At 48.6% G+C, this 22,552-nt stretch carries 21 protein-coding genes, 1 pseudogene and 1 riboswitch; of the genes and pseudogenes, 20 read left to right on the plus strand and 2 right to left on the minus strand.

Translation table 11 applies throughout. The features are described 5' to 3' along the window. Positions 1-27 precede the first annotated feature (27 nt). Genes BW952_RS10525 through lacZ form a run of 3 tightly spaced genes read left to right on the plus strand, consistent with a single transcriptional unit; the run spans position 28 to position 4,717 of the window. On the plus strand, positions 28-903 hold the full coding sequence (locus BW952_RS10525) for a carbohydrate ABC transporter permease (RefSeq protein ID WP_231581488.1): 876 nt from the start codon (positions 28-30) through the stop codon (positions 901-903). Beyond that, complete coding sequence (locus tag BW952_RS10530; protein WP_045852125.1) at positions 896-1,720, plus strand: carbohydrate ABC transporter permease; 825 nt, start codon at positions 896-898, stop codon at positions 1,718-1,720. Before BW952_RS10525 ends, BW952_RS10530 begins: the two co-directional genes overlap by 8 nt. Positions 1,721-1,741: 21 nt before the next feature. Next, positions 1,742-4,717 (plus strand): beta-galactosidase, LacZ type, encoded by a 2,976-nt coding sequence (gene lacZ / locus BW952_RS10535; RefSeq protein WP_045852164.1) that lies wholly within the window; start codon positions 1,742-1,744, stop codon positions 4,715-4,717. 209 nt (positions 4,718-4,926) lie between these two features. Here the strand turns inward: lacZ and BW952_RS19435 are convergent, their stop codons facing one another. After that, complete coding sequence (locus BW952_RS19435) at positions 4,927-5,103, minus strand: hypothetical protein (RefSeq protein WP_156149433.1); 177 nt, start codon at positions 5,101-5,103, stop codon at positions 4,927-4,929. A gap of 136 nt (positions 5,104-5,239) precedes the next feature. Then, positions 5,240-5,429, plus strand: a riboswitch (cobalamin riboswitch). A 105-nt stretch (positions 5,430-5,534) separates the two neighbouring features. Between BW952_RS19435 and BW952_RS10540 the strand changes: the two genes are divergently transcribed. From BW952_RS10540 to BW952_RS10620, 16 genes and pseudogenes are all read left to right on the plus strand, one after another. Beyond that, positions 5,535-6,494, plus strand: coding sequence for an ABC transporter substrate-binding protein (locus BW952_RS10540; RefSeq protein WP_045852165.1), 960 nt, complete (start codon positions 5,535-5,537; stop codon positions 6,492-6,494). Continuing rightward, complete coding sequence (locus BW952_RS10545; protein ID WP_045852127.1) at positions 6,457-7,512, plus strand: FecCD family ABC transporter permease; 1,056 nt, start codon at positions 6,457-6,459, stop codon at positions 7,510-7,512. The genes BW952_RS10540 and BW952_RS10545 overlap by 38 nt, the downstream gene beginning before the upstream one ends. Next, positions 7,512-8,978, plus strand: a complete 1,467-nt coding sequence (locus BW952_RS10550) for an adenosylcobinamide amidohydrolase (protein WP_045852128.1) — start codon at positions 7,512-7,514, stop codon at positions 8,976-8,978. The genes BW952_RS10545 and BW952_RS10550 overlap by 1 nt, the downstream gene beginning before the upstream one ends. Next, complete coding sequence (gene cbiB, locus BW952_RS10555) at positions 8,975-9,970, plus strand: adenosylcobinamide-phosphate synthase CbiB (protein WP_045852129.1); 996 nt, start codon at positions 8,975-8,977, stop codon at positions 9,968-9,970. Before BW952_RS10550 ends, cbiB begins: the two co-directional genes overlap by 4 nt. Beyond that, positions 9,912-10,982: a threonine-phosphate decarboxylase CobD gene (cobD, locus tag BW952_RS10560; RefSeq protein ID WP_045852130.1), complete on the plus strand. Its 1,071-nt coding sequence runs from the start codon at positions 9,912-9,914 to the stop codon at positions 10,980-10,982. Before cbiB ends, cobD begins: the two co-directional genes overlap by 59 nt. After that, the gene (locus BW952_RS10565) at positions 10,979-11,521 is read left to right on the plus strand and encodes a bifunctional adenosylcobinamide kinase/adenosylcobinamide-phosphate guanylyltransferase (protein ID WP_045852131.1); all 543 of its coding nucleotides are present in this window, start codon (positions 10,979-10,981) and stop codon (positions 11,519-11,521) included. Before cobD ends, BW952_RS10565 begins: the two co-directional genes overlap by 4 nt. Further along, positions 11,509-12,966 carry a cobyric acid synthase gene (locus BW952_RS10570; protein ID WP_045852132.1) on the plus strand — a complete coding sequence of 486 codons (1,458 nt, stop codon included), beginning with the start codon at positions 11,509-11,511 and terminating at the stop codon, positions 12,964-12,966. The genes BW952_RS10565 and BW952_RS10570 overlap by 13 nt, the downstream gene beginning before the upstream one ends. Then, positions 12,963-13,739 carry an adenosylcobinamide-GDP ribazoletransferase gene (gene cobS, locus BW952_RS10575; RefSeq protein ID WP_045852133.1) on the plus strand — a complete coding sequence of 259 codons (777 nt, stop codon included), beginning with the start codon at positions 12,963-12,965 and terminating at the stop codon, positions 13,737-13,739. Before BW952_RS10570 ends, cobS begins: the two co-directional genes overlap by 4 nt. Then, the gene (locus BW952_RS10580) at positions 13,697-14,311 is read left to right on the plus strand and encodes a histidine phosphatase family protein (RefSeq protein ID WP_045852134.1); all 615 of its coding nucleotides are present in this window, start codon (positions 13,697-13,699) and stop codon (positions 14,309-14,311) included. Before cobS ends, BW952_RS10580 begins: the two co-directional genes overlap by 43 nt. After that, positions 14,263-14,688 (plus strand): bifunctional adenosylcobinamide kinase/adenosylcobinamide-phosphate guanylyltransferase, encoded by a 426-nt coding sequence (locus tag BW952_RS10585; RefSeq protein WP_045852135.1) that lies wholly within the window; start codon positions 14,263-14,265, stop codon positions 14,686-14,688. The genes BW952_RS10580 and BW952_RS10585 overlap by 49 nt, the downstream gene beginning before the upstream one ends. Further along, a complete protein-coding gene (locus BW952_RS10590; protein ID WP_045852136.1) occupies positions 14,685-15,272 on the plus strand; it encodes a cob(I)yrinic acid a,c-diamide adenosyltransferase in 588 nt (195 codons plus the stop codon). Before BW952_RS10585 ends, BW952_RS10590 begins: the two co-directional genes overlap by 4 nt. Then, entirely contained in the window at positions 15,269-15,757 is a 489-nt protein-coding gene (locus tag BW952_RS10595) for an ECF transporter S component (protein WP_045852137.1), read from the plus strand. Before BW952_RS10590 ends, BW952_RS10595 begins: the two co-directional genes overlap by 4 nt. After that, positions 15,750-16,424, plus strand: a complete 675-nt coding sequence (locus tag BW952_RS10600; RefSeq protein WP_045852138.1) for a hypothetical protein — start codon at positions 15,750-15,752, stop codon at positions 16,422-16,424. The genes BW952_RS10595 and BW952_RS10600 overlap by 8 nt, the downstream gene beginning before the upstream one ends. 134 nt (positions 16,425-16,558) lie before the next feature. Then, a pseudogene (locus BW952_RS10605) lies at positions 16,559-18,552 on the plus strand (sensor domain-containing protein). Between the two features lies 1 nt (position 18,553). After that, positions 18,554-20,620, plus strand: a complete 2,067-nt coding sequence (locus BW952_RS10615; RefSeq protein WP_045852141.1) for a flagellar assembly protein A — start codon at positions 18,554-18,556, stop codon at positions 20,618-20,620. 65 nt (positions 20,621-20,685) lie between these two features. Continuing rightward, positions 20,686-21,135, plus strand: a complete 450-nt coding sequence (locus BW952_RS10620; protein ID WP_052698528.1) for a DUF6376 family protein — start codon at positions 20,686-20,688, stop codon at positions 21,133-21,135. A 37-nt stretch (positions 21,136-21,172) separates the two neighbouring features. Here BW952_RS10620 and trhA read toward each other — a convergent pair whose 3' ends face one another. Next, the gene (gene trhA, locus BW952_RS10625) at positions 21,173-21,817 is read right to left on the minus strand and encodes a PAQR family membrane homeostasis protein TrhA (protein ID WP_045852142.1); all 645 of its coding nucleotides are present in this window, start codon (positions 21,815-21,817) and stop codon (positions 21,173-21,175) included. Positions 21,818-21,956: 139 nt separating this feature from the next. On the opposite strand from trhA, the gene BW952_RS10630 reads away from it, so the two are divergent. Beyond that, positions 21,957-22,514: a DUF1836 domain-containing protein gene (locus tag BW952_RS10630; RefSeq protein ID WP_045852143.1), complete on the plus strand. Its 558-nt coding sequence runs from the start codon at positions 21,957-21,959 to the stop codon at positions 22,512-22,514. Positions 22,515-22,552: the final 38 nt, after the last annotated feature.

The following is a 22,552-nucleotide window of genomic DNA, read 5'->3' on the forward strand; positions in this document are numbered from 1 at the left end:
GGATCGTCTTCCTCGAAGAAATTCGGAATGAACAGCAAAATGAAAAGTACATTGATCGGCTGGTCGTTCGTGATGATCGCCGTCATTATGATTTGTACGTTTTACTTTTATCCAATGGTTCAAGCACTGATTTTATCCTTTCAGTCTGGAACCGGGACGAACCTGGAGTTTGTTGGTCTTGATAACTATAAGCGTCTTTTGACAGACAGCACGTTTTTAACCGCAGTGAAAAATACGTTTATTTATTTAATCGTTCAAGTGCCGGTCATGATTATTCTAGCCCTGTTTTTATCGGTGCTCCTGAATGACCGGACGTTAAAATGGAAGGGACTGTACCGGACGGCCATGTTCCTGCCGGCTGTCACCTCGCTCGTCGCGTATTCTGTCATTTTCAAATACTTGTTCGCAAATGATGGACTGGTCAACACGATGCTCCTGAAATTTTCCCTCGTTCCGGATGCCATCAACTGGCTGGCAGATCCATTCTGGGCGAAGGTAACCATTATTCTGGCGATTACATGGCGCTGGACGGGCTATAATATGATCTTTTACTTATCGGCTCTTCAAAACGTGGATCAGTCGATTTATGAAGCAGCTAAAATGGATGGCGCATCTGCTTTCCAGCAGTTTTTCAAAATTACCATTCCGATGCTGAAGCCGATTATTTTGTTTACATCGATTACATCCACGATTGGAACGCTGCAGCTGTTTGATGAAGTCATGAACATTACAAAAGGCGGACCGGGAAATGCGACTACGTCAATTTCTCAGTACATTTACAATCTGTCGTTTAAATACACGCCGGACTTTGGCTATGCAGCAACCGTTTCCTACTTTATCGTGATTCTCATTGTAATTTTCTCCGTTATTCAATTTAAAGTAGCAGGTGATCGAAATGACTAAACTAAAACGAATTTTCATGTACATTTTTCTCACAGCAGCTGCGTTCATCTCTGTGTTCCCGATTTTATGGATGATCATAAGTGCCACCAATCAGTCAGTTGACGTAACGAAGGGAAGACTGCTTCCAGGCACTCATTTCGGCGAAAACTTAACCAATCTGCTTCAGACGATTGATTTAGTTCCAGCCCTAATGAATTCTGCGAAAATCTCTATTTCGACGACCATTTTATCTCTGTTGATCGCGTCACTTGCAGGCTATGGCTTTGAAATCTACAAAAGCAAGGCGAAGGATGTTGTTTTTACAATTCTTCTTCTGTCGATGATGATTCCCTTTGCGTCATTAATGGTGCCGCTTTACCGTATGTTCGGCTCGATCTCTCAAACGATGCCGGCAATCGGCATTGACACGCTCACATCGGTTGTTTTGCCGACAGTGACAACGGCGTTTCTTATTTTCTTTTTCCGTCAGAGCACGAAAATGTTTCCGAAAGAACTGGTGGAAGCCGGCCGGATTGATGGCTTAAGTGAAATCGGCGTGTTTTTCCGCATTTACGTGCCGACGATGAAAACGACGTATGCAGCGGCCGCGATCATTACGTTCATGGCAAGCTGGAACAACTATCTGTGGCCGCTCGTTGTCCTTCAGTCACCGGAAAAAATGACGATTCCGCTATTGATTTCAAATCTCGGCTCCAGCTACTCACCGGATTACGGCGTGATTATGATGGCGATTGTGATTGCCACACTGCCGACCGCAATTGTGTTCTTTTTAATGCAGAAGCACTTCGTGGCAGGCATGATGGGCTCTGTAAAATAATGTGTAAGAGGAGAATGTATGATGACTGTACCAGATTTAGCATGGCTGAGCGACCTGTCTGTTTTTAACGTAAACCGGCTGCCGGCTCATTCGGACCATGTCTACTATGCAACGATGGAGGAAGCGCGCCAGGGAGGAAACATGAACTGGCGCCATTCCTTAAATGGAAGCTGGAAATTTCACTACGCGTCAAATGCCGAGAGCCGGCCGGCTTCTTTTTGGAAGCAGGAAGCAAATTGCAGCGGCTGGGACACGATTCAAGTGCCGGGTCACATTCAGCTGCAGGGCTACGGCGCACCGCAATATGTAAATACGATGTATCCGTGGGATGGGATTTCTCCCGTTCGCCCGCCGCACATACAAGAAGATCATAATCCGGTTGGCAGCTACGTGAAGACGTTCTCGGTTCCGGAGCAGATGACGGACCAGCCGCTTTACATTTCCTTTCAAGGTGTAGAATCTGCTTTTTTCATATGGCTGAACGGCCAGTTTGTCGGCTACAGCGAAGACAGCTTTACACCGGCGGACTTTGATTTAACGCCATTTGTAACAGAAGGGGAAAATAAACTGGCGGTTGAAGTGTACCAGCGCAGCACAGGAAGTTGGCTGGAGGATCAGGATTTCTGGCGCTTTTCCGGCATTTTCCGGGACGTTTATTTGTATACAGCACCAGAAGGGCACGCGAAAGACGTACACATTCGCACGGAGCTGAACGATGCGTTTAGCGAAGCGGTGCTCCATGTGGAGGCGCAAACTGAAAGAGACGTGTATTGCCTTCTTGAAGATGCAGAAGGCCGGGTTGTGGCAGAAGGCCCTTCTCCACTTACAGTCAGTGATCCGGAGCTATGGAGTGCAGAGTCGCCGTACTTGTACCGGTTGTTTCTTCAAGTGAAAAACGAAGAAGGCGGCATCATCGAAGTCATTCCGGAAAGAGTGGGATTCCGCCGCTTTGAAATGAAAAACAAAATCATGCACTTGAATGGCAAGCGAATTGTGTTTAAAGGGGTCAACCGGCATGAGTTTAACGCACGGACGGGCCGCGTGATTACGAAAGAAGACATGATCTGGGACATTCAAACGATGAAGCAAAATAACATTAATGCCGTTCGTACCTCCCACTATCCGAACCAAACGGAATGGTACCGTCTGTGTGATGAATATGGCCTGTATGTTATCGATGAAATGAACCTGGAAACGCATGGATCCTGGCAGAAGATGGGCAAGGTTGATACGGAATGGACCATTCCCGGCAGCAAACCGGAGTGGAACGATATTGTGCTTGACCGGGCCAAATCGATGTATGAGCGTGATAAAAACCACCCTTCCATTTTAATCTGGTCGTGTGGAAACGAATCCCACGCCGGTGACGTTATTTTAAACGCCTCTAAATACTTTAAAGAGCAGGATTCGTCGCGTCTTGTCCATTATGAAGGCGTTTTTTACGACCGCGACTTCGATGAAACGAGTGACATGGAAAGCCGCATGTACGCAAAGCCGGCTGACATCGAGGATTATTTGTCAGCTGATCCTGAAAAGCCGTATATTAGCTGTGAATACATTCATGCGATGGGCAATTCACTTGGCGGGATGTACAAGTACACGGATTTAGAGGAAACGTATCCGATGTATCAGGGTGGATTTATCTGGGATTTTATTGATCAGTCTTTATTGAAAAAGAACCGGTTTGGCGAAGAGTTTTTAGCGTATGGCGGCGATTTTGACGACCGTCCGACGGATTATAATTTCTGTGGAAACGGCATTGTCACAGCCGACCGGAAGCTGTCACCGAAAATGCAGGAAGTGAAATTCCTTTACCAGAACATCAAGCTGTTCCCGGATCAGACGGGTGTCCGGATTAAAAATGAACAGCTGTTTAAAGGAACGGATTCGTATGAGCTCGTTTGCACCATTTCGGAGGAAGGTGTCGTTCTTGAGGAAAAATCCCTTACGATCCAGGTTGATCCGTTAAGTGAACAATATGTGCCGGTTAAATGGGCGACGGAAGATGAACAAAAGGAATATGTTATTGAAGCATCTCTTCGTTTGAAAGAAAAAACGATCTGGGCGGAAGCCGGTCACGAAGTAGCGTTTGGCCAATTGATCAGCCAGACAGCTCCGAAAAAAGCTACACCTGCGGGGAACGTGACCGTTGTAGAAGGAGACGTCACGATCGGCGTTCATGGCGACCATTTCAGCGTGCTGTTTTCAAAAGCATCCGGCACGCTCGTTTCCCTTCAGTATGCGGGTGAAGAAATGATCGCGGCGCCTCCCTATCCTTTATTCTGGCGTGCTATGACCGACAATGACAAAGGGAATCAGTTCGCCTTTGCGTCAAGCGGCTGGTATACGTCAAGCTTTGTCCGGACATGTACAAATGTGCAGCTTGAAGCAGCAGAAGATCACGCTGTCATCCGGTTTGAGTACCGGCTGCCGATTAGTGAACAAGCAAAAGCCAGTGTTTCTTACGCTGTTTACGGTGACGGGTCCGTCCATGTGACAAACAATTACCAAGGAGCAGAAGGGCTTTCGGACATGCCGATATACGCTCTTTCCTTCAAAGTGCCAGCAGAATACGACCAGCTGGACTGGTATGCGATGGGACCAGATGAAAACTATGCAGACCGGGAAAAAGGCGCCCGTCTTGGCCGCTTCCAAAACAAATCAGCCGATAACGTATCTCCTTATCTCGTGCCGCAGGAATCTGGTGCACGCACAGGTGTGCGATATGTAAAGATCGCAAATGACTGTCAAAAAGGAATAGCTGTTCATTATGTAAATGAGCCGTTAACGTGTACGATCTCTCCATACACCGCCTTTGAGCTCGAAAACGCTGCTCACCATTATGAGCTGCCGCCGGTCCATTACACGGTAGTGACAGTGGCCGGACGCCAGATGGGAGTTGGCGGCGACGACAGCTGGGGAGCCCCTGTACACGCCGAACACCGGATTCAAGGCGAAACAAACATGACGTTCGAATTCATCCTCAAGCCTTTGTGAAAAACGTAGTCAGCTACCGCTGATATAAACAGTCTAACGCCGATATATTCGAAATACCGCTGATAATGAATGGCCGACCGCCGATATGATAGAAATATCAGCGCTAGGCTACACATATCGGCGGTATTTTTATTTTACCGGCGATCATTCATTGCTCTTAGGCGCGGGAAAGCAAAAAAGCAGGCACCCACCGGGCACCTGCTTTTTCGTTATAGCTTTTTGTCATGTGACGGATCACGGGGATTGATGAAGCTGTCGTGATCGTCTGGAATGTTGTCTACACGGTTGTGGTCTGTGGAGTCGAATGAGCCGCGAATAAAATAAATAAGAATCAAGCCGATCACGATGATAATGCCAAAAAGCAATACGACGACTAAACCGTCCATTTGAATCGCCTCCTTCTTATGATTACTGTTCCACCATTACTATACAATAAACATCTTCTTCCCTTCTTTAAACTGAATTTTCTAAAAATAAACCACTTCTTCTTTTTTTCATGTATAATGGCGATGACGGAAAACATACATATTGAACGATTCAGGTGAAGCCGCTGTTATGCGGCTTCTTAAAAGGGAAGCTGGTGAAAATCCAGCGCGGTCCCGCCACTGTAAATGGGAGCAGACGTCAAACGTGCCACTGTGCGCTTAAGCATGGGAAGGCGTCGTCTGTGATGAACATGAGCCAGGAAACCTGCCTGATCGATGCACCAAAAACCTGCGCGGATAGGTGGTGTGACAGATGGGATTTCCCCTTCTTTCACGCGCCTTTACTCCTGTAGAGGTGTTTTTTTATGTTCCGAAAAAAGGAGGAAGATCATATGAACAAAACATGGATGACGCTGGGCGTGTCTGCGGCCCTATTGGCAGGCTGCGGCTCAGACGAGACAGCAGAAGCACCGGCGGAAACAACAGAGCAGAAAGCAACAGAAGAAACGGGTTCTTTTCCGCTTACCGTAACAGGAGCAGATGACGAAAAAGTGGAAATTGAAGCAGCACCGGAACGGATTGTAACCCTGGCACCGAGCAACACGGAAATTGCCTTTGAGCTAGGGCTTGGGGAAGAAGTCGTCGGTGTTTCGGACAATGATACGTACCCGGAAGAAGTAAATGAAAAAGAGCGCGTCGGCGGCATGGAATTTAATGTTGAGAAAATTATCAGCCTGGAGCCGGATCTCGTTCTTGCACATGATTCGGCTGGCGGCGCAGCTGAAACGGGCGTCCAGCAGCTTCGCGATGCGGGAATTGACGTTCTTGTAATCAACAACGCGGACAGCATTGACCAGATGTATCAATCGTTCGAGTTAATTGGCGAAGCAACAGGAACAACAGCGGAAGCAGCGGCTGAGGTTGAAGAAATGAAAGCGGGCTTTGCGGAGCTGGAAGAAAAAGCTGCTTCTATCCCGGCAGATGCGGAAAAAAGTGTTTTCTTTGAAGTGGACCCAACACTTTACACAGCAGGGAATGGCACGTTTTTAAATGAAATTTTTGATCTGATTCACGTTGAAAACACGATGGCGGATCAAGAAGGCTGGCCACAGGTAACAGAAGAAGCGGTCATTGAAAAAAATCCGGATGTGATTTTGTTAAACTACGGCTCGTACGTAGAAAACGCGGTGGACGGTGTGTTAACGCGTGAAGGCTGGGCAAATGTGAATGCCGTGAAAAACAAAGAAGTAATGGAAGTGAATGCGGATATTACAAGCCGTACCGGCCCCCGTCTTGTAGAAGGAGCTGAATCTATTGCGGAAGCGGTCTACCCGGACGTTTTTGCCGAATAAAAAAGCAGCCTACCTGCTCGCTCTGCTGTTTTTAGCAGTGTCTGTTTTTATCGGGACGGCTGTCGGGACGATCCACGTTCCGTTTCGCGATATTGCTTTAATTTTGTCCCATCACTTAATAGGAACAAACCTTTATCTGGACACATCCATTGACAATATCGTCTGGAAAATCCGGTTTCCACGAGTGGTGCTTGCCGGGCTGATCGGGGCGTCGCTGGCCATTGCGGGAGCGGCCTTTCAAGGGCTGCTTCGCAATCCGCTTGCGGACCCTTACACACTGGGGGTGTCGTCAGGGGCATCGGTCGGGGCTGTGCTCGTTTTATTTTTTCACATTTCGATTCCTTTCCTCGGCGGCTTTACGCTTCCGGCGGTCAGTGTGGCAGCTGCAATTGTGACCATTTTTTGCGTGCTGCTGTTTGCGCAGACGATTGAACGGTCGATGAAGCTGGAAACGATTATTTTAACAGGAATTATTTTCAGCTCCTTTCTCGGATCATTTATTTCGCTTATGATCGCCTTGACCGGAGAAGAGCTTCGCCAGATTATCAACTGGCTGCTCGGCAGTGTGTCGATGCGCGGCTGGCCGTACGTGCAGCTGATGACGCCCTTTTTCATTACGGGTGCCCTGATGCTTATGTATATGGCACCGGAATTAAATGCGATGTCTTTTGGCGAAGAAAAAGCGAAGCATCTCGGCGTCAACGTTCAGCGAAAGAAAATGCTCGTTTTAATCGCCGGCTCTGTTTTAACAGGCGCAGCCGTCGCGGTATCGGGTACGATTGGCTTTGTCGGCCTGGTAGTTCCGCATTTTGTCCGGCTGTTAATCGGACCGGACCACCGTCATTTATTGCCATTGTCGATGATTACGGGAGCGGGCTTTTTAATTTTGGCGGACTTAACAGCGCGGACGATTGTTTCGCCGACGGAGCTTCCGATTGGTGTGATTACGTCACTTGTCGGTGCACCGGTATTCGCCCTTATTTTATTAAATAAAAAACGAAAAGGAGGCGTCGCGTGATGCTGCAAGCAACGGAGCTTTCAGGAGGATACGGAAGCGGGCTTATTGTCCGCGGCGTATCCTTTTCTGTTCAAAAGGGAGAATTGTTTGGCATTCTAGGGCCGAATGGAAGCGGAAAAACGACACTGCTCAATATGATCAGTGGCTTAACCAGGCCGGAATCGGGAACGGTGGCGGTGAAAGGTAAAATGGTTGACTCTTACACGCCAAAGGAATTGGCACGTGTGGTGGCCGTTCTGCCGCAGATGACATCCAGCCAGTTTGCGTATACAGTGAAAGAAACCGTTTCTCTCGGCCGCTATGCTCATCAAACCGGCTTTTTTAAATCATGGACACAGGAGGATGAAACGGCTGTGCAGGAAGCAATGAAGCAAACAGGGACGTCCTCGTTTGCAGAAAAGCCGCTTTCTGCGCTGTCCGGCGGCGAGCGGCAGCGTGTGTTTCTGGCACAGGCACTCGCACAGGAGCCGGAAATACTCTTACTTGACGAACCGACCAATCATTTGGATTTATCGTATCAAAAAGAACTGCTCGATCTGCTTAAAAGCATGACAGCGAACGGCTTGACGGTTATTTCGATCTTTCATGACTTGAATTTATCGTCATTGTACTGTGACCGGCTGCTGCTCATGGACGCCGGGCAGATCCACACCATCGGCACGCCTGCTGATATTATGGTGGAGCAGCATATTCAGGATGTCTATGATACAGACGTGCAAAAGCAGCCACATCCGGAAGTGCCAAAGCCGCAAATGAGCCTGCTCCCCAATATGCCGGCGCTTGCTGAGGTTGATATTCACGAAGGACTGCTTGAGCACCAGCCTGACTATATCGCCATCCGGCCGCCGGTTCCGCTTAAAGCATTGTCGTCCGGCGTGATTGGAGCCGGATGGGGCTGGCGGAGTGCATTCGTCAACCGTCACGTGGATAAAAGCTACAACATGGAGCATTTTGAAGAAGAAGCAGCAGCTTTTTTTGCGGGAAAAGGCTTTGATCTAAATGAAACGGTCGGCATGATGACGGCTGTGAAAATGGAAGATGCCGCCTGGCGGATGGAGCGCCAGGAGGATGTATCTGTTTTTGCGGTGGCGACAGCGGGTGTCGGCAATGCAGTTGATGTAACACAGCCCCGGAGCAGCTGGAAGAAGCAGATCACGCCTGGAACGATTAATATTTGGGTGTTTGCAAACGGAAAGCTGTCAGAAGAAGCGTTTGTGCAAGGGCTGATGACGGCAACAGAGGCGAAGGTAAAGGCACTGGCAGATGCGGGTGTTACGGATCGTGAAACCGGCACAATGGCGACAGGAACCTCGACGGACAGTCTGCTGATTGCAGCGACGCAGCGCGGCGCGTATCAGCAGTTTGCCGGCTCTATCACACCGCTCGGTATTGCGATTGGACGTGCTGTTTATGAAGCGGTGACCGAGTCTCTTCAGAAAACAACGAAAAGAAGAGAGAATCTATGACGGGGCACGCGGTGGCTATTGTCGCTGCTCTGCTCCTCGATCGTTTGATTGGGGACCCGAGAAGCTGGCCCCATCCGGTTAAATGGTTTGGCCGGCTGATCGCCTTGCTTGATAGAAGCTGGAACCGAGGCGGCTTCCGCTTTTTAAAGGGGCTGGCGATGCTGATGGTTGTTCTCCTGGTGACAGCTGCTTGTTCCATTGGGCTTTTATCGGTGGCTGCTCGTGTTCATCCTTTTTTGGCCGTTGCGCTCGAGACTGTGATGATTTGGGCTGCGATCGCTCCGAGAAGCTTAAAGGAAGCAGGACAGGATGTGTATCAGCCGCTCATCGAGGGGGATCTGGTGAAAGCGCGTGAAAAGCTTTCCTGGATCGTCGGACGGGACACAGACCGGCTGGAAGAAAGTGAAATTACACGTGGTGCGGTGGAAACAGTCGCTGAAAATACATCGGATGGTGTGATCGCCCCTCTTTTTTGGGCAATGCTCGGCGGGGGACCGGCGGCTCTTTTATACCGGGCAGTGAATACATGTGATTCGATGGTCGGCTACCGGAATGAAGTGTACAGTCAATTTGGCAAAGCATCGGCCCGTTTTGATGATGCTGCGAACTTGATTCCTGCCCGTTTGACCGCCTGTCTGCTTATTTTGGCTTCTGGGCAGTCAGCAGCGAATCGCCGGTTTGCCTGGAAAATGGTGAAGCGTGATGCGAAAAAGCACCCGTCTCCTAACAGCGGCTGGTGTGAAGCGGCGGTAGCGGGCTTATTGAAAATCGAGCTTGGTGGATTGAATACATACAAAGGAATCATCTCTGACCGGGCCCGAATGGGTGACCCGGTGAATGAGCGCCAGGCGCAGCATATTATAGAAGCTGCTAAATTAATGGAACGAGCCACGTACCTTTTCGTACTGCTGTTCCTTGCAGGAGTGATTGTTTATGAACTTGCCTTCACATGGAGCGAATCCAGCTCATTTATACGAGGCATCGGACCTTGAAAAGCCGGATTCCATTCTTGATTTTAGTGTCAATACGAATCCGGGCGGTCCACCTGAGTGGCTGAAGGAGCTATGGTCTTCTTTTATAAAAATAATAGAAGACTATCCCGATCCAACCGGCAAGGCGGCGTCTGAAGCCATTGCGAGCCGGCTGCTTCTTTCCTCCGAGAACATACTGCTCGGCAACGGCGCCGCGGAATTGATTCATTTTATTGCCCGCTCTGCCGCAGGGGAGAGAGTGTGCATCGTCATGCCTGCTTTTTCAGAATACGAAGAAGCCTGCACGGCGTATGGCTGTGAAATCAACCATGTGCCAGTCGATGTGTGGAACTGGAAGCTGCCTGTGGAGAAGCTTGTCAAAGAAGCGGAAAACGCGGCTGTTTTGTTTATTTGCTCCCCGAACAACCCGACCGGCCAGGTTTTCACAGAAGCCGAAATCATTGAATTGCTTCAAAAAACGGCTTCCTCTAATACGATGATTGTCATAGATGAAGCATTTTATGATTTTGCCGGCGAATCAACTATAACCGCGCAGATTCAGACGTTCCCTCACTTAGCCGTTCTGCATTCGATGACAAAAATGTATGCGGTCGCCGGGCTGCGGATCGGCTATCTGGCGGCATCGGGGGCGATCATCGAAAAGCTGAAGCCGTACTGTCCACACTGGAATGTCAATGCGATTGCTCTTCAGACGGCACAGCATATCGCGGCGGATCATAAATATGCGTCCGAAACTCGAAAATGGATCGAGAAGGAGCGGGAACGGGTTATGAACAAGCTGACGGAAATGGAATTTGATGTTCTTCCGTCGGCTGTGAATTTTTATTTGTTTAAAGATCCAGCGCTCGGCCATCAGCAGCCCCTTCTTCATTATTTGCTTCAAAAAGGCATTGTTCTTCGCCATACAGAAAATTTTCACGGGCTGGACGGACGCTGGCTTCGGGCAGCGGTGAAAAAGAGAGCGGACAATGACATCCTTCTGTCATTGCTCAAAAAGTGGAAAAGCGCATGATTATGTTTCTTTCAGGCGGTGTCCGGAGCGGAAAAAGCAGCACAGCCGAAAAATGGGCGGTGCAAAGCCAGAAACAGGGTGGCAGGCTGCTGTATGTGGCCTGCGGTCAAAGAACGGATGAAGAAATGGACGAACGCATCTGGCATCACCAAAAGCGCCGAACGACTTCCGGTCATCGGTGGGTGACCGTTGAAAAGTCACTGGATATAGGGGAGATAAAGGTAGAAAAAGCGGATACGCTGTTAATCGATTGTGTGACGACGCTTTTAGCGGGAGAATATTTTCGCGAAGACAAGCGTGCGGATCATGCCGGGGAGCGGATTGTGCAGGATATTTTGACGCTGGCAGGAAAGGCACATTCGGTTGTGATCGTGTCAAACGAGCTGTCATTTGAAGCGCCCGCAAGCGAATTAACCGCTCATTATATGAAGAGCCTTGGGGATATTCATCAGCAGCTTGTGCAGGCGAGCGACAGGGCCATGTTGGTAGAGCACGGAATACCGGTTGTAAAGAAAGGCGTGATGGAATGCGGGGAATGATGATTCAAGGAACGTCATCGGATGCAGGCAAAAGCTTTGTGGCCACTGCTTTGTGCCGTCTTCTGCTGAAAAAGGGCTATCAGCCGGTGCCGTTTAAGCCGCAAAACGTATCCAATAATTCATATGTGACCGCAGACGGCAAGGAAATAGGCCGTGCTCAGGGTCTGCAGGCAGAGGCCTCGGGTATGGAAGCAGCTGCTTTTATGAATCCGCTCCTGCTCAAGCCGTCCGGAAACGGTTCTTCTGAAGTCATTTTGTTTGGTGAGCGGCTTGATGTCGTATCAGGAATGGATTACAGGACCACTTATTACGAGCGGGCGGTGGAGGCGATCCAGGCAGGCCTGCTTGAGGCGGAAAAGCATGGAAATGTGCTTGTCATTGAAGGCGCAGGCAGTCCGGTAGAAATGAATTTGAAAAAACGGGAAGTTGTGAATATGAAGACAGCGGAGCTTGCGGATGTGCCGGTCATTCTCGTTGCAGACATTGACCGGGGCGGTCTGTTTGCCTCTGTAGTCGGCACGCTTGCGCTTTTAGAAGAGGAGGAGCGCAAAAGAGTGAAGGGCTTGATTGTGAATCGATTTCACGGGGACCCCGCCCACTTTGAAGACGGGAAGAAGTGGCTTGAAGACTATACAGGCATCCCGGTTCTGGCGGTTCTTCCTTACATGCCGGGACATGCACTTGAAGGAGAAGATTCTCTTTCCATTCAGGACATTCGCCGCCCCCATGCAGCCATTGATCTGGCCGTGATCCGCCTTCCCTACGTCTCAAACGGAAGCGACATTGAACCGTTTGCAGTTGAAGAAGATGTGAACGTTCGCTGGGTGCAGACAGCAGAGGCGCTCGGACAGCCGGATGCGATCATTATTCCAGGGACCAAAAGCACATGTGCCGATTTGCAGTTTTTAATCGAAACCGGCCTGGCTGAAAAAATCAGCACGTATGCCACAAACGGCGGCACAGTAATCGGTCTGTGCGGCGGTTATCAGTTGATGGGCCGGTCGCTTTTGGATCCGGAGGGGAGCGATACCGGTGTGGCCGGCTTTGTGACAAACGGGCTCGGGCTGATTCCGGCGGATACAACGTTTGACAAGCAAAAAACGGTCATTCGAACGTCTGGCAGGGCAGAGGGGATTGATCTTGCCGGCTATGAAATTCATTTCGGTCAGACGAAGGTGGACGGGGAGCCGTTTTTAACGAATGGAGATGATGAGGAGGGCTACCGTTCAAAGGACGGACGGATCTCAGGCACTTATTTGCATCATTTGTTTTACAACGATCGTTTTCGGGCCGCGTGGCTGAATCGGCTTCGTGCCGCAAAAGGGCTGGCGGAAAAGGGGCCGGCAAATACAAACCGGGATGCAGCGTATGACGCCATTGCCGTCCATTTAGATGAGCACCTTGACTGGCCGGGTTTTAAAGCAATTTTGGATGGACTGTCATGAAGCATTACCTTTACGCCGCCGGCATTATCATTCAGTTTTTCACCGTCGTGCCCCTTCACCGGACATTGCCGATGGAGCGGGCAGAATTAAGGGCTGTCCTGCAGCTGTTTCCATTGCTTGGTCTTGCGAAAGGGCTGCTGTACGCGGCTGTTTTCTGGAGCCTGATCGAATGGAGTCCGTTTTCGGCTCTTTCCATTGCCTTTCTTGTTTGGCTGCTGCCTGTTTTACTGACAGGTGGTCTTCATTTGGATGGCTGGATGGACTGGGCGGATGCTCACTTTTCCTTCCGAGACCAGGAAAAGCGGCTGTCCATTTTAAGTGATCCGAGAGCAGGCGCGTTTGGCGTGCTGGCACTCGTTCTGCTGCTGGCGGCTAAATTTGTGTTTGTTTACGAAACGGTTTTGGCGGGCAGTCAGTATGCGGTATTTCTCGTGCTCATTCCCTTTTTAGCCCAGCTGCTGACCGGCTTGTTTTTGCAGTTTACACCGCCTACTAAACGAGAAGGACTTGCCGCTTTTTTTCAAAAGGGCCAGGCACGCTCTCTTCCTTATATATACGGCATTTTTCTGGTGGCTATGGCCTTCTTTTTCATGTGGGAGCCCCTATTTTGGGTGATGACAGGCGCTTCTTGGATGTATTTTGTTTTCATCAGACAAGGGATGCAAAAGGAATTCGGCGGCGTGACGGGCGATTTGCTCGGTGCTGCACAGGAAGGAGCGGAACTGCTTTTATGGATGATCATGTGGCTGTCGGTCTCTTTCGTCACGGGCTGACTGAAGCGAATTTAAACCGGCAGTTTTGCGGCTGGACAGATGTTCCGGTTAGCGAAGAGGGGCTTAGAAAGCTACAAGCGCAATCGGTTCCAGACTACGACTGGATTGTCACAAGCGATTTAACGAGATGCAGGCAAACAGCGGCTGTTTTATGGCCGCATCCTCAAACGTCCATAAACAAGTTCCGTGAGTTTCATTTTGGGGAATGGGAACAGAAAACCCATGCGGAGCTGCAGCATGTGCCAGAATATCAGGAGTGGCTTCAGGATTATTCAACAAAAGTGCCCGGCGGTGATTCATACTCTTCTTTTGCAAAACGAATCGAAGTGGGATTTCTTGAAGTGTTGGACGCCATGCAAGAGAGAGGAATCCAGAGAGCCGCCATTGTTGCACATGGAGGGGTCATTCGCCATTTATTATCCGTATGGGCACCAGAGGAAAAGCCATTTGCCGAATGGTCATCGGAAAACGGGCATGGATATGAACTCTCTGGCCGTTTGTCATCAATGAGGAGGAGAGAAAGATGCATTTCGTTACAGGCGGTGCCTTCAACGGCAAAAAAAAATGGGTAACGGCTTTTTATGAGCTTGAAAGGACGCCGCACCAGTGGCATTCCTTTTATGACGAAAAAGAAGTGCCGGCGTTAAAAGAAAAGATGGTCGTGCTTGAAGGAATCGAACGGTACGTCCGCATCTTGCTCGAACAAACGGAATCACCAGCTGACGCAAGGGCTTTATTTCAAAAAAGCTTAACGGAATGGGGTCAGGCAGACGCACAGGTGGTGTTAATTGGCACGGACATGATGAAGGGAATTGTGCCGATGAATGCGTTTGACCGGCAGTTCCGTGATGCGGCGGGCTGGTGCTTCCAGGATGCCGCAAAAGCAGCGGACCGGGTTGACACGATTTGGTATGGAATTGCGGAAACATTAAAGGAGGAGAAAAAATGAGATTATACACAAGAACGGGTGACAAAGGCGATACGAGCATTATCGGTGGACGGGTTGGAAAAGATGACGTCCGGGTGGAGGCATATGGAACGGTTGATGAATTAAACTGCGTCGTTGGCATGGCCGTCACGGAGCTTGATCCGGCGAAATTCGAAGACATCCTATCCGATTTGGAAACGATTCAGCATGAATTGTTTGATTGCGGCGGCGATCTTGCGACGATTAACGGCAAGCGCGGGTTCAAGCTTCAGCAGGAATCGATCGATGAAATGGAAGCGAAGATTGATGCCTACATTCAGGAAGCGCCGGAGCTGGAGCGGTTTATTTTGCCGGGTGGTTCCAAAGGATCGGCACATATTCATTTAGCCCGTACGGTAGCGCGCCGGGCAGAGCGGCTTGTTGTCGCGCTGATTCGGACAGGAGAAGACGTTCACCCAGTCACGTTAAAGTATTTAAACCGCTTATCTGACTACTTTTTTGCGATTGCGCGCGTAATTAATTTCCGTGAAGGTGTAAAGGATGTGGAATATGTGCGGAGCGCAAATGTATTCCGAGGCGGCAAGCGCAAGGAAGACCAGCAATGAATGCAAGAAAAATAAGCTGGCTCGCCCTGTTCGTCGCGTTATCAGTTGTCGGCGGTATGATCAAAGTGCCAGCGCCCATCTCAAGTGTCGCGCTGGATTCGTTTCCGGCTCTCATTGCGGCTGTTTTACTCGGTCCCGCTGCAGGTGCTGCAACGGGTGCTTTTGGTCATCTTGTCTCTGCTTTTCTCGGCGGTTTTCCGATGGGTCCACTGCACGTGATCATAGCCATCGAAATGGCGGCCGTCATGTGGCTGTTTGGCCGGCTTTACCGGGACGGCTTCAAACGGAGTGCGCTCCTTTCCTTTATTCTTCTTAACGGTGTCGTAGCACCGGCACCGTTTATTTTGTTTCTTGGCGTACCGTTTTACATGAGTGCTGTACCGGGCATTGTCATCGCGGCCGCCTTGAATGGAATCGCGGCAGTTGTGCTTCTGCCGAAGATGATCGCCATCTTTACAAAGCGTTACGGACAGTCGCATGCGTAATGCGATCGTCACGAATGGCCTCGTTCTGGCCGTGGATAACAGCGGATCGGTTGGAGAAAAGAAACAGGATGACGTGGCGGCTTCTTATGAAACGGTCGGGTATTTTTCTGCACGGGTCGCCATAATGGAATGTATGGCTGCGGGGGGAGAGCCTTTTGCAGCCGTTGTTCACAATTTCTCCGGCGACGCGGCATGGCCGGCCCTTTACGCAGGAACAGAAAAAGCAGCTTTTGAAGCGGGATACGAGCTTGAGATAACCGGGAGCAGTGAATCGAATTTTCACTTAAATCAGTCTGCTTCAGGCATCCTTATGATCGGCCGCCATGTTCGGAAGACAGACCAGATTGAGCAACGTGATATGCAGTACGGCGTGATCGGGAAGCCGCTGGTGGGAGGAGAGGTTCTTGCTCATTCACATGAGATTGCACCACTTTCTCTTTTTCGTCAGCTAATTGGTCATGAAGGCGTAGCGGCGGTTTGGCCGGTCGGGTCAAAAGGCATCGCCCATGAGCTGCAGCAGTTTACGGGTCGGAAAGGCAGCTGTGAGCTCGACATGAACAAATCCGGCGGACCGTCCACCTGCTTCCTCATCGCCGCAACCCGGCAGGCAACGCAAAAAATAAAAAGCGTAACCCCTCTCATTCGCTGGATCAAGATGGAGGAATGAAAAAAGCGGCAGCTGTCTCAATTTGTTGAGGCGGCTTTTTTCTGTTTGCAAAAAATGAAAGCATTCTCTTTTTCTCCGTTCGATAGTAATATAAGAGTAAGAATAAAGCAGGATATGGAAAAGGTGATGGAACAATGCACATACATTCAGGTATTCAATCCGTTATAGATGCGATCCATGATCACATCGCCATTGTCGATGAACATGGAACCATTACGGCAGTTAATAAGGCGTGGGAAACATTCGGGCACGAAAACGGCCAAACGGGCTCGACGATAGGAAGCAACTACTTAGCCGTGCTTCACAATGACCAGGATCAAGACCTTCTCCGGTCGCTGGTTCGCGTGCTGGAAGGAGCATCTGAACAGGAAATGACGCTTTATCCGTGTCATTCACCTAAAGAGGACCGATGGTTTCGAATGCTGATCGAACCTGTTCAGTTCAATTTGAATGAAAAAGGCGCGATCATTATTCATCAAAATAAAACAACAGAAATACGGGCGAAGGGCAAGCTCAGAGCTGTACTGGAAAGCATGACGGATGCTTTTTTTTCGATTGACGACCAGTGGCGCTTCGTTTATGTAAACGCCGAGGCCGAAACGCTGCTTGAGCAGCGGCGTGAACACCTGATCGGGCATAACTTATGGGACGTGTTCCCAGAAGCAGTACAGGAAATTTTTTATGAGCAGTATTATGCCGCGATGGAGAAACGGGTCATTTCCCGTTTTGAAGCGTATCATCAGCCGCTTGATACTTGGTTTGATGTCGTGGCGTACCCGAACGAAGAGGGTGGTTTGTCGGTTTACTTCCACAACATAAACGAGCGGAAAGAAGCAGAAAAAAAGCTTCAGCTGTATGCGTATCGGGATGATTTAACAGGGCTGCCCAATCGCAGAGAGCTATTTCGGAAAATCGATGAACATATTGACGCTGGAAAAACGTTCGCCGTCCTTTTTATTGACTTAAACGGCTTCAAGCAAATTAATGATATGCATGGGCACGACAAGGGAGATGACTTGCTCATTAGAGTAGGCGGCCGGTTAAAGCAAATGTTGGATAGCTCCTGCTGGGTTGGCAGGCTTGGTGGAGATGAGTTCCTGATCTTAACAGGTGACTCCAGCAAAAAGGAGATAAATACCCTGCTTGAGCAATTAACAGCAGCCTTCGCCAAACCTTTTCATCTGGACGATCACACGTCTTTTTCGATCAGTGCAAGCATCGGGATCAGCTGGTATCCATTGAATGGAACAAATGCAACAGAGCTGGTGAGTATGGCTGACACAGCAATGTATGAGGCGAAAAAACGCCGTGAAACGACTACGGTTTTTTACCATCCAGATATGCACCAGAAGATCGAGCGGAAATTGACGCTGGAAAAAGACCTCTCGGGTGATTTAAGAGAAGCGGGATTATCCTTTGTGCTGCAGCCGCAAATGAATATGGAAACCAATCAAATAACCGGGGCAGAAGTGCTGTCGAGGTGGAATCATCCTGTATATGGTTTTATTGAACCGGGTGAATTTATCGCAGTAGCGGAAGAAAGCGGGCAAATGCTGAAGCTATCAAGCTTTATGTTTTGTGAGTTGTTTATTGAAATGAAAAAGTGGATCAGCTCATACCAATTTCAGCCCCATATTTCCTTTAACGTACGCCGAGCTTAGTAGCGAGTGAAAGCTTTTTTGACGATTTGTTTGATTTAATAGACCGCTTTAGTATTCCGCCGGAGGATATCGAGCTGGAAATCACAGAAGCGATGGAATTCACTGCTTCGCTCGCTGTGATCCAAAACTTGTCAAGCTGCCGTGACAAAGGCATTCAGATTTCGATTGATGATTTCGGAACGGGGTATTCTACGTTTTCTTATTTAAAAGATTTTCCTGTGGATAAAATGAAAATAGATAAATATTTTATCGATGAGATTGGTGTCAATGAACAAACGGAAGCAATCTTAAAATCAATGATTCAGCTGGCTAAAAATCTCGGATATAGTGTTGTGGCAGAAGGAGTCGAGACAAAGGAACAGGTGCAGTTTTTGATGGATAACGGCTGTTCGGTGATACAGGGCTTTTATATCGACCGTCCGCTGTCCATTTCCACATTTGAAGAAAAGTACGTAAGGGGGGAGTGAAATGGAGCCATCCATTCAAATTAAAGGAGATACGGTAGAAGAAGCTGTGAACACAGCCCTTTCACTCCTGAGCGCTACGATCGAAGAAGTGAATATTACCGTGCTGTCTTCACCGTCGAAAAGCTTATTCGGTTTGCGGAAGCGGCCGGCTGAAGTCATCGTCATAAAGAAAAGCCAAATGAAAGAGTCAGCACCTGAAGATACACAAAAACAGGAAGTGGATTTTGAACAATTAATCGACTCGATGGACGTGTTTAATGAAACAGAAGATCAGCTGTCTCCCGCTTCGTATGTGGCAAAGGAAGAAATCGCTTTAACCGAAAAAGAAGGATCGTGGGCTCAGCTTAAAAATGGACGGATCTTCGTTCATGCAGAAGGCCAGCGGTATCCAATTATTGAGCCCGGCGAAAACGTGCGGTTGCTGGTGAATGGCAAGGAAATTCATGAGCGCACTGCTGTGACGGCAACAGATGATATCACCATCCATGTAACAGATGAGCATATTTCATCTGAAATGGACATTCAGCTGATTGAACAAAATATGCTCGCTGTCTTATCCTACGAACCGGGCCGCCGCATTTTCCGGAAAGTAAAAGATATTGAGCCTGATTCGGTCATTAAGATTGAAGCGGAAGAAGAGGTTCTTCAATCGTTTGATCTTGAGGTGAAGGCAGTGATTGGGCGGCTGGAGGAGCTGCAGGTAACACACGGCATTTTAAAGCATGCGATTGTAGATGCCTGCCAAAATCCCGGTTCAACCGACTATATTATCGCAAAAGGGACATACCCGACAGAAGGATTAAATGGGGATGTTCACGTGTTGATCAATGAACCGGATGAAACGGTATGGAATGAAGCAGAAAAAGTAGATTACAGGGAAAAGAATGCGTTTGCCAATGTGGAAGAGGGAGAGCTGATTGCCGAAGTCATTCCGGCGGTTGCTGGAAAAGCGGGAAAGGATTTATTCGGCAAGCCGGTGCTGCCAAAGCCGATTAAGGATGTGACCATTCGTCTCGGGAAAAATGTCATTCAAGCGAACAAACATTTAATTGCCATGAAAGGCGGCCGTCCGCAGCTGGAATGGCGGGGCATGTTTTTAAAAGCGGATGTAATGGAGGAGCTTGTACACTGGAAGGATGTAGACCTTGAATCAGGCCACATTTATTTTCATGGCGATATTCGCATTCACGGAAACATTCAGGAATCAATGAAGGTCGAGTCCGGCGGCAAGGTTTATGTAAAAGGAATGATGTCAAAGGCGGTCATTGAAGCCGGGCAGTCGGTTACAATGGAAAACAATGTTTTTTCTTCTATGATCAGTGCGGGGAAGTCCAACATTATCATTGATGAGCTCGTTGCGAAGGCAAGTGAAATTTTATACTACCTGGATCATATGATGCTCGCGATCAAACAGCTGCTCATGGTTCGGCACGAGCAGGCGCATTCGATTGAAAAGGGAGAGCTTCATCAGCTGATCCGGCTGCTGCTAGAGCGCAAATACACCGATTTCCGCAATATTTTAAGCCGGTTTGTGTTAAAGGTACAAGAAAACAAGTCCATTTTAGAAGCGGAATGGGAAGAAATCGCTCATCGGCTCCGCCACACATTTATTATTCTGTCGAAAGAGCAAATCGATGACATCGCAGCTATTGAAGACATTGTGGAGGAACTGAGAGCATTGTACGAGCTGTATCGCATTCCGGCAGCGCCAGGCTGTCAATTAACTGTGCCGTATGCGATTAACAGCTCGCTTTATTCCAGCGGCGACCTCGTTGTGAATGGACAGGGGATTTACCATTGCCGTGCCAGAGCAGGCAATGACGTGTTCATCAAAGGTGTATGCCGGGGCGGTGAAATCGTCGCAGGACGCAACGTGACGATTCATGAAGTCGGATCGGAGGCAGGGTCCAAAACGAACATTCAGGTGCCGGCAGACGGATTTATCAAAATGAATATGGTTTATGAAGAAACAACCATTCAAATCGGCCGCCGTGTTCACACATTTGCAGTAGCTGCCACTCATATTCATGCGCATTTAAACAAAGACGGCATGATCGTCCTCCGTTAAAAAAATGAATCTATTCCTCATTCTCGTTCGTATGCAGAGAAGAGAGCTAAGAGGAGGAATAGATGATGATGAAAAAAGCGGCCGCAGCATTTGGGTTGTCTGTTCTGCTTTTAAGTGGATGCAGTCTGGTTGATGAAGCGAATAATACGTTAACATATGCGACAGATATGACGGAATTTTTAAATGAAACACAGCAGTTTGCCAGTGAGGTGCCGGCACTCCTTGAAAATGCCGCATCGAACCCGTCTCTTGCGGCGGATGTGGAAGCGCAGCTCGAAAACATGCAGCAGCAAATTAACGATGTACAGCAGATGGACGCGCCGGTCATTGCAGAAGGGGTGCACAGCAGACTGCTGGATTACAGCACTCAGCTAGAAGAAGGGATTCAGGAAGCCATGAGTAAAGTGGAAAGCGGCGTTTTGGACCCAGCCGCCATTTTTGAAAATACGGATCTTCTTCAAACGGTGCAGGAGCTTCAAGAGCTGCGGAACAGCATCGAGCAGCTTGGCCAGTAAGAACGGCGAAAACCACGGAGATCCCGTGGTTTTTTTGTTATAGCACGTAAAGAAACACGCTTAGAAAGTGAGCCAGGCTGCCGAGCAAAATAAAAATGTGGAAAATTTCGTGGAAGCCCCATTGCTTTATTTGCATCCAGGCCGGCTTCAGCGCGTACAGAATGCCGCCCAGCGTGTACAATACACCGCCTGCCACAAGCAAAACGAGTCCTCCTGTTTCCATGCTGGAGGCAAGAGGGGAGAAAACAAAAACAGCCATCCAGCCCATAAAAATGTACAGAGCTGTTGACAGCCAGCGCGGGCAAGTAAACCAGATCATTTTAAACAAAATACCGATCAGCGCCGTGATAGCCACGACTAAAAACAAGGTCCAGCCGGTTTGGCCATTTAAGCTGATCAAGCAAAAAGGGGTGTAAGAGCCCGCAATTAAAACGAAAATCATCGAGTGATCCAGACGTCTGAAAAAAGCGATAACGGAGTCGCGGGCGACGACGGAATGATAAAGGGTAGAGGCAGAATACAACAGAATTAAACTGGCGCCAAAAATGCAAACGGCCACAATGGCAGCTGCCGAATCATGATGAAGAGCTTTAATAATCATCGCCACAAGCGCTGCGGCTGACAAAAGAGCGCCGGCTAAATGAGTAAAAGCGTTGATTGGTTCTCGGATAATGTGCTGCATGAAATACCTCCATGTCGTTAAGTAGTTTTTATAACTACTTATTATGATAAGTCCATTATATTATATAGTCAAGTTTTACATATAAGCGCTGTTCACCTATAATAAAAAGAACATAACTATGTAAAAAGCAGGTGCTTATGTGAAAAAACTGACAGATGTTTTAAACGAATTGAATCTAGATAACCAGCTGACACCGGATAGCATACCAAACATTGACTTATATATGGATCAAGTTATTCAATTGTTCGAGCATACCTTTGAACGTTCCACTCGAAACGAAGAAGAAAAAGTGCTCACCAAAACAATGATCAACAATTACGCAAAAGGAAAATTATTGTTTCCGATCAAACAAAAAAAGTACTCGAAGGAACATTTGCTTTTGATCAGCCTTATTTACCAGCTGAAAGGAACGTTGTCGATCAATGATATTAAAACGACACTCGCAAGTATTAACGAGCAAATGGACGAGCTTGACCTGGAATCGTTTTATGACCACTTTTTAACGGTGGCTGCTGATAACGTTGCACATGGGAAAAAAGACATCGAGGAGCGGATGAGCGGACTGAGCGCAGAAACAGAAGAACTCAGTCACATTCTTCACATTACAGCGCTTGTGCACATGAGCAACATTTACCGCCGAACCGCTGAAAAGCTCGTCGATCAATTAGCAGAAAAAAACGAGCTCCCACGCGTGTAAAGCAAAAAAGCGGCCTCATTTCTGAGACCGCTTTAAAC

Source organism: Domibacillus enclensis (assembly GCF_900156125.1).
Lineage (GTDB): Bacteria > Bacillota > Bacilli > Bacillales > Domibacillaceae > Domibacillus > Domibacillus enclensis.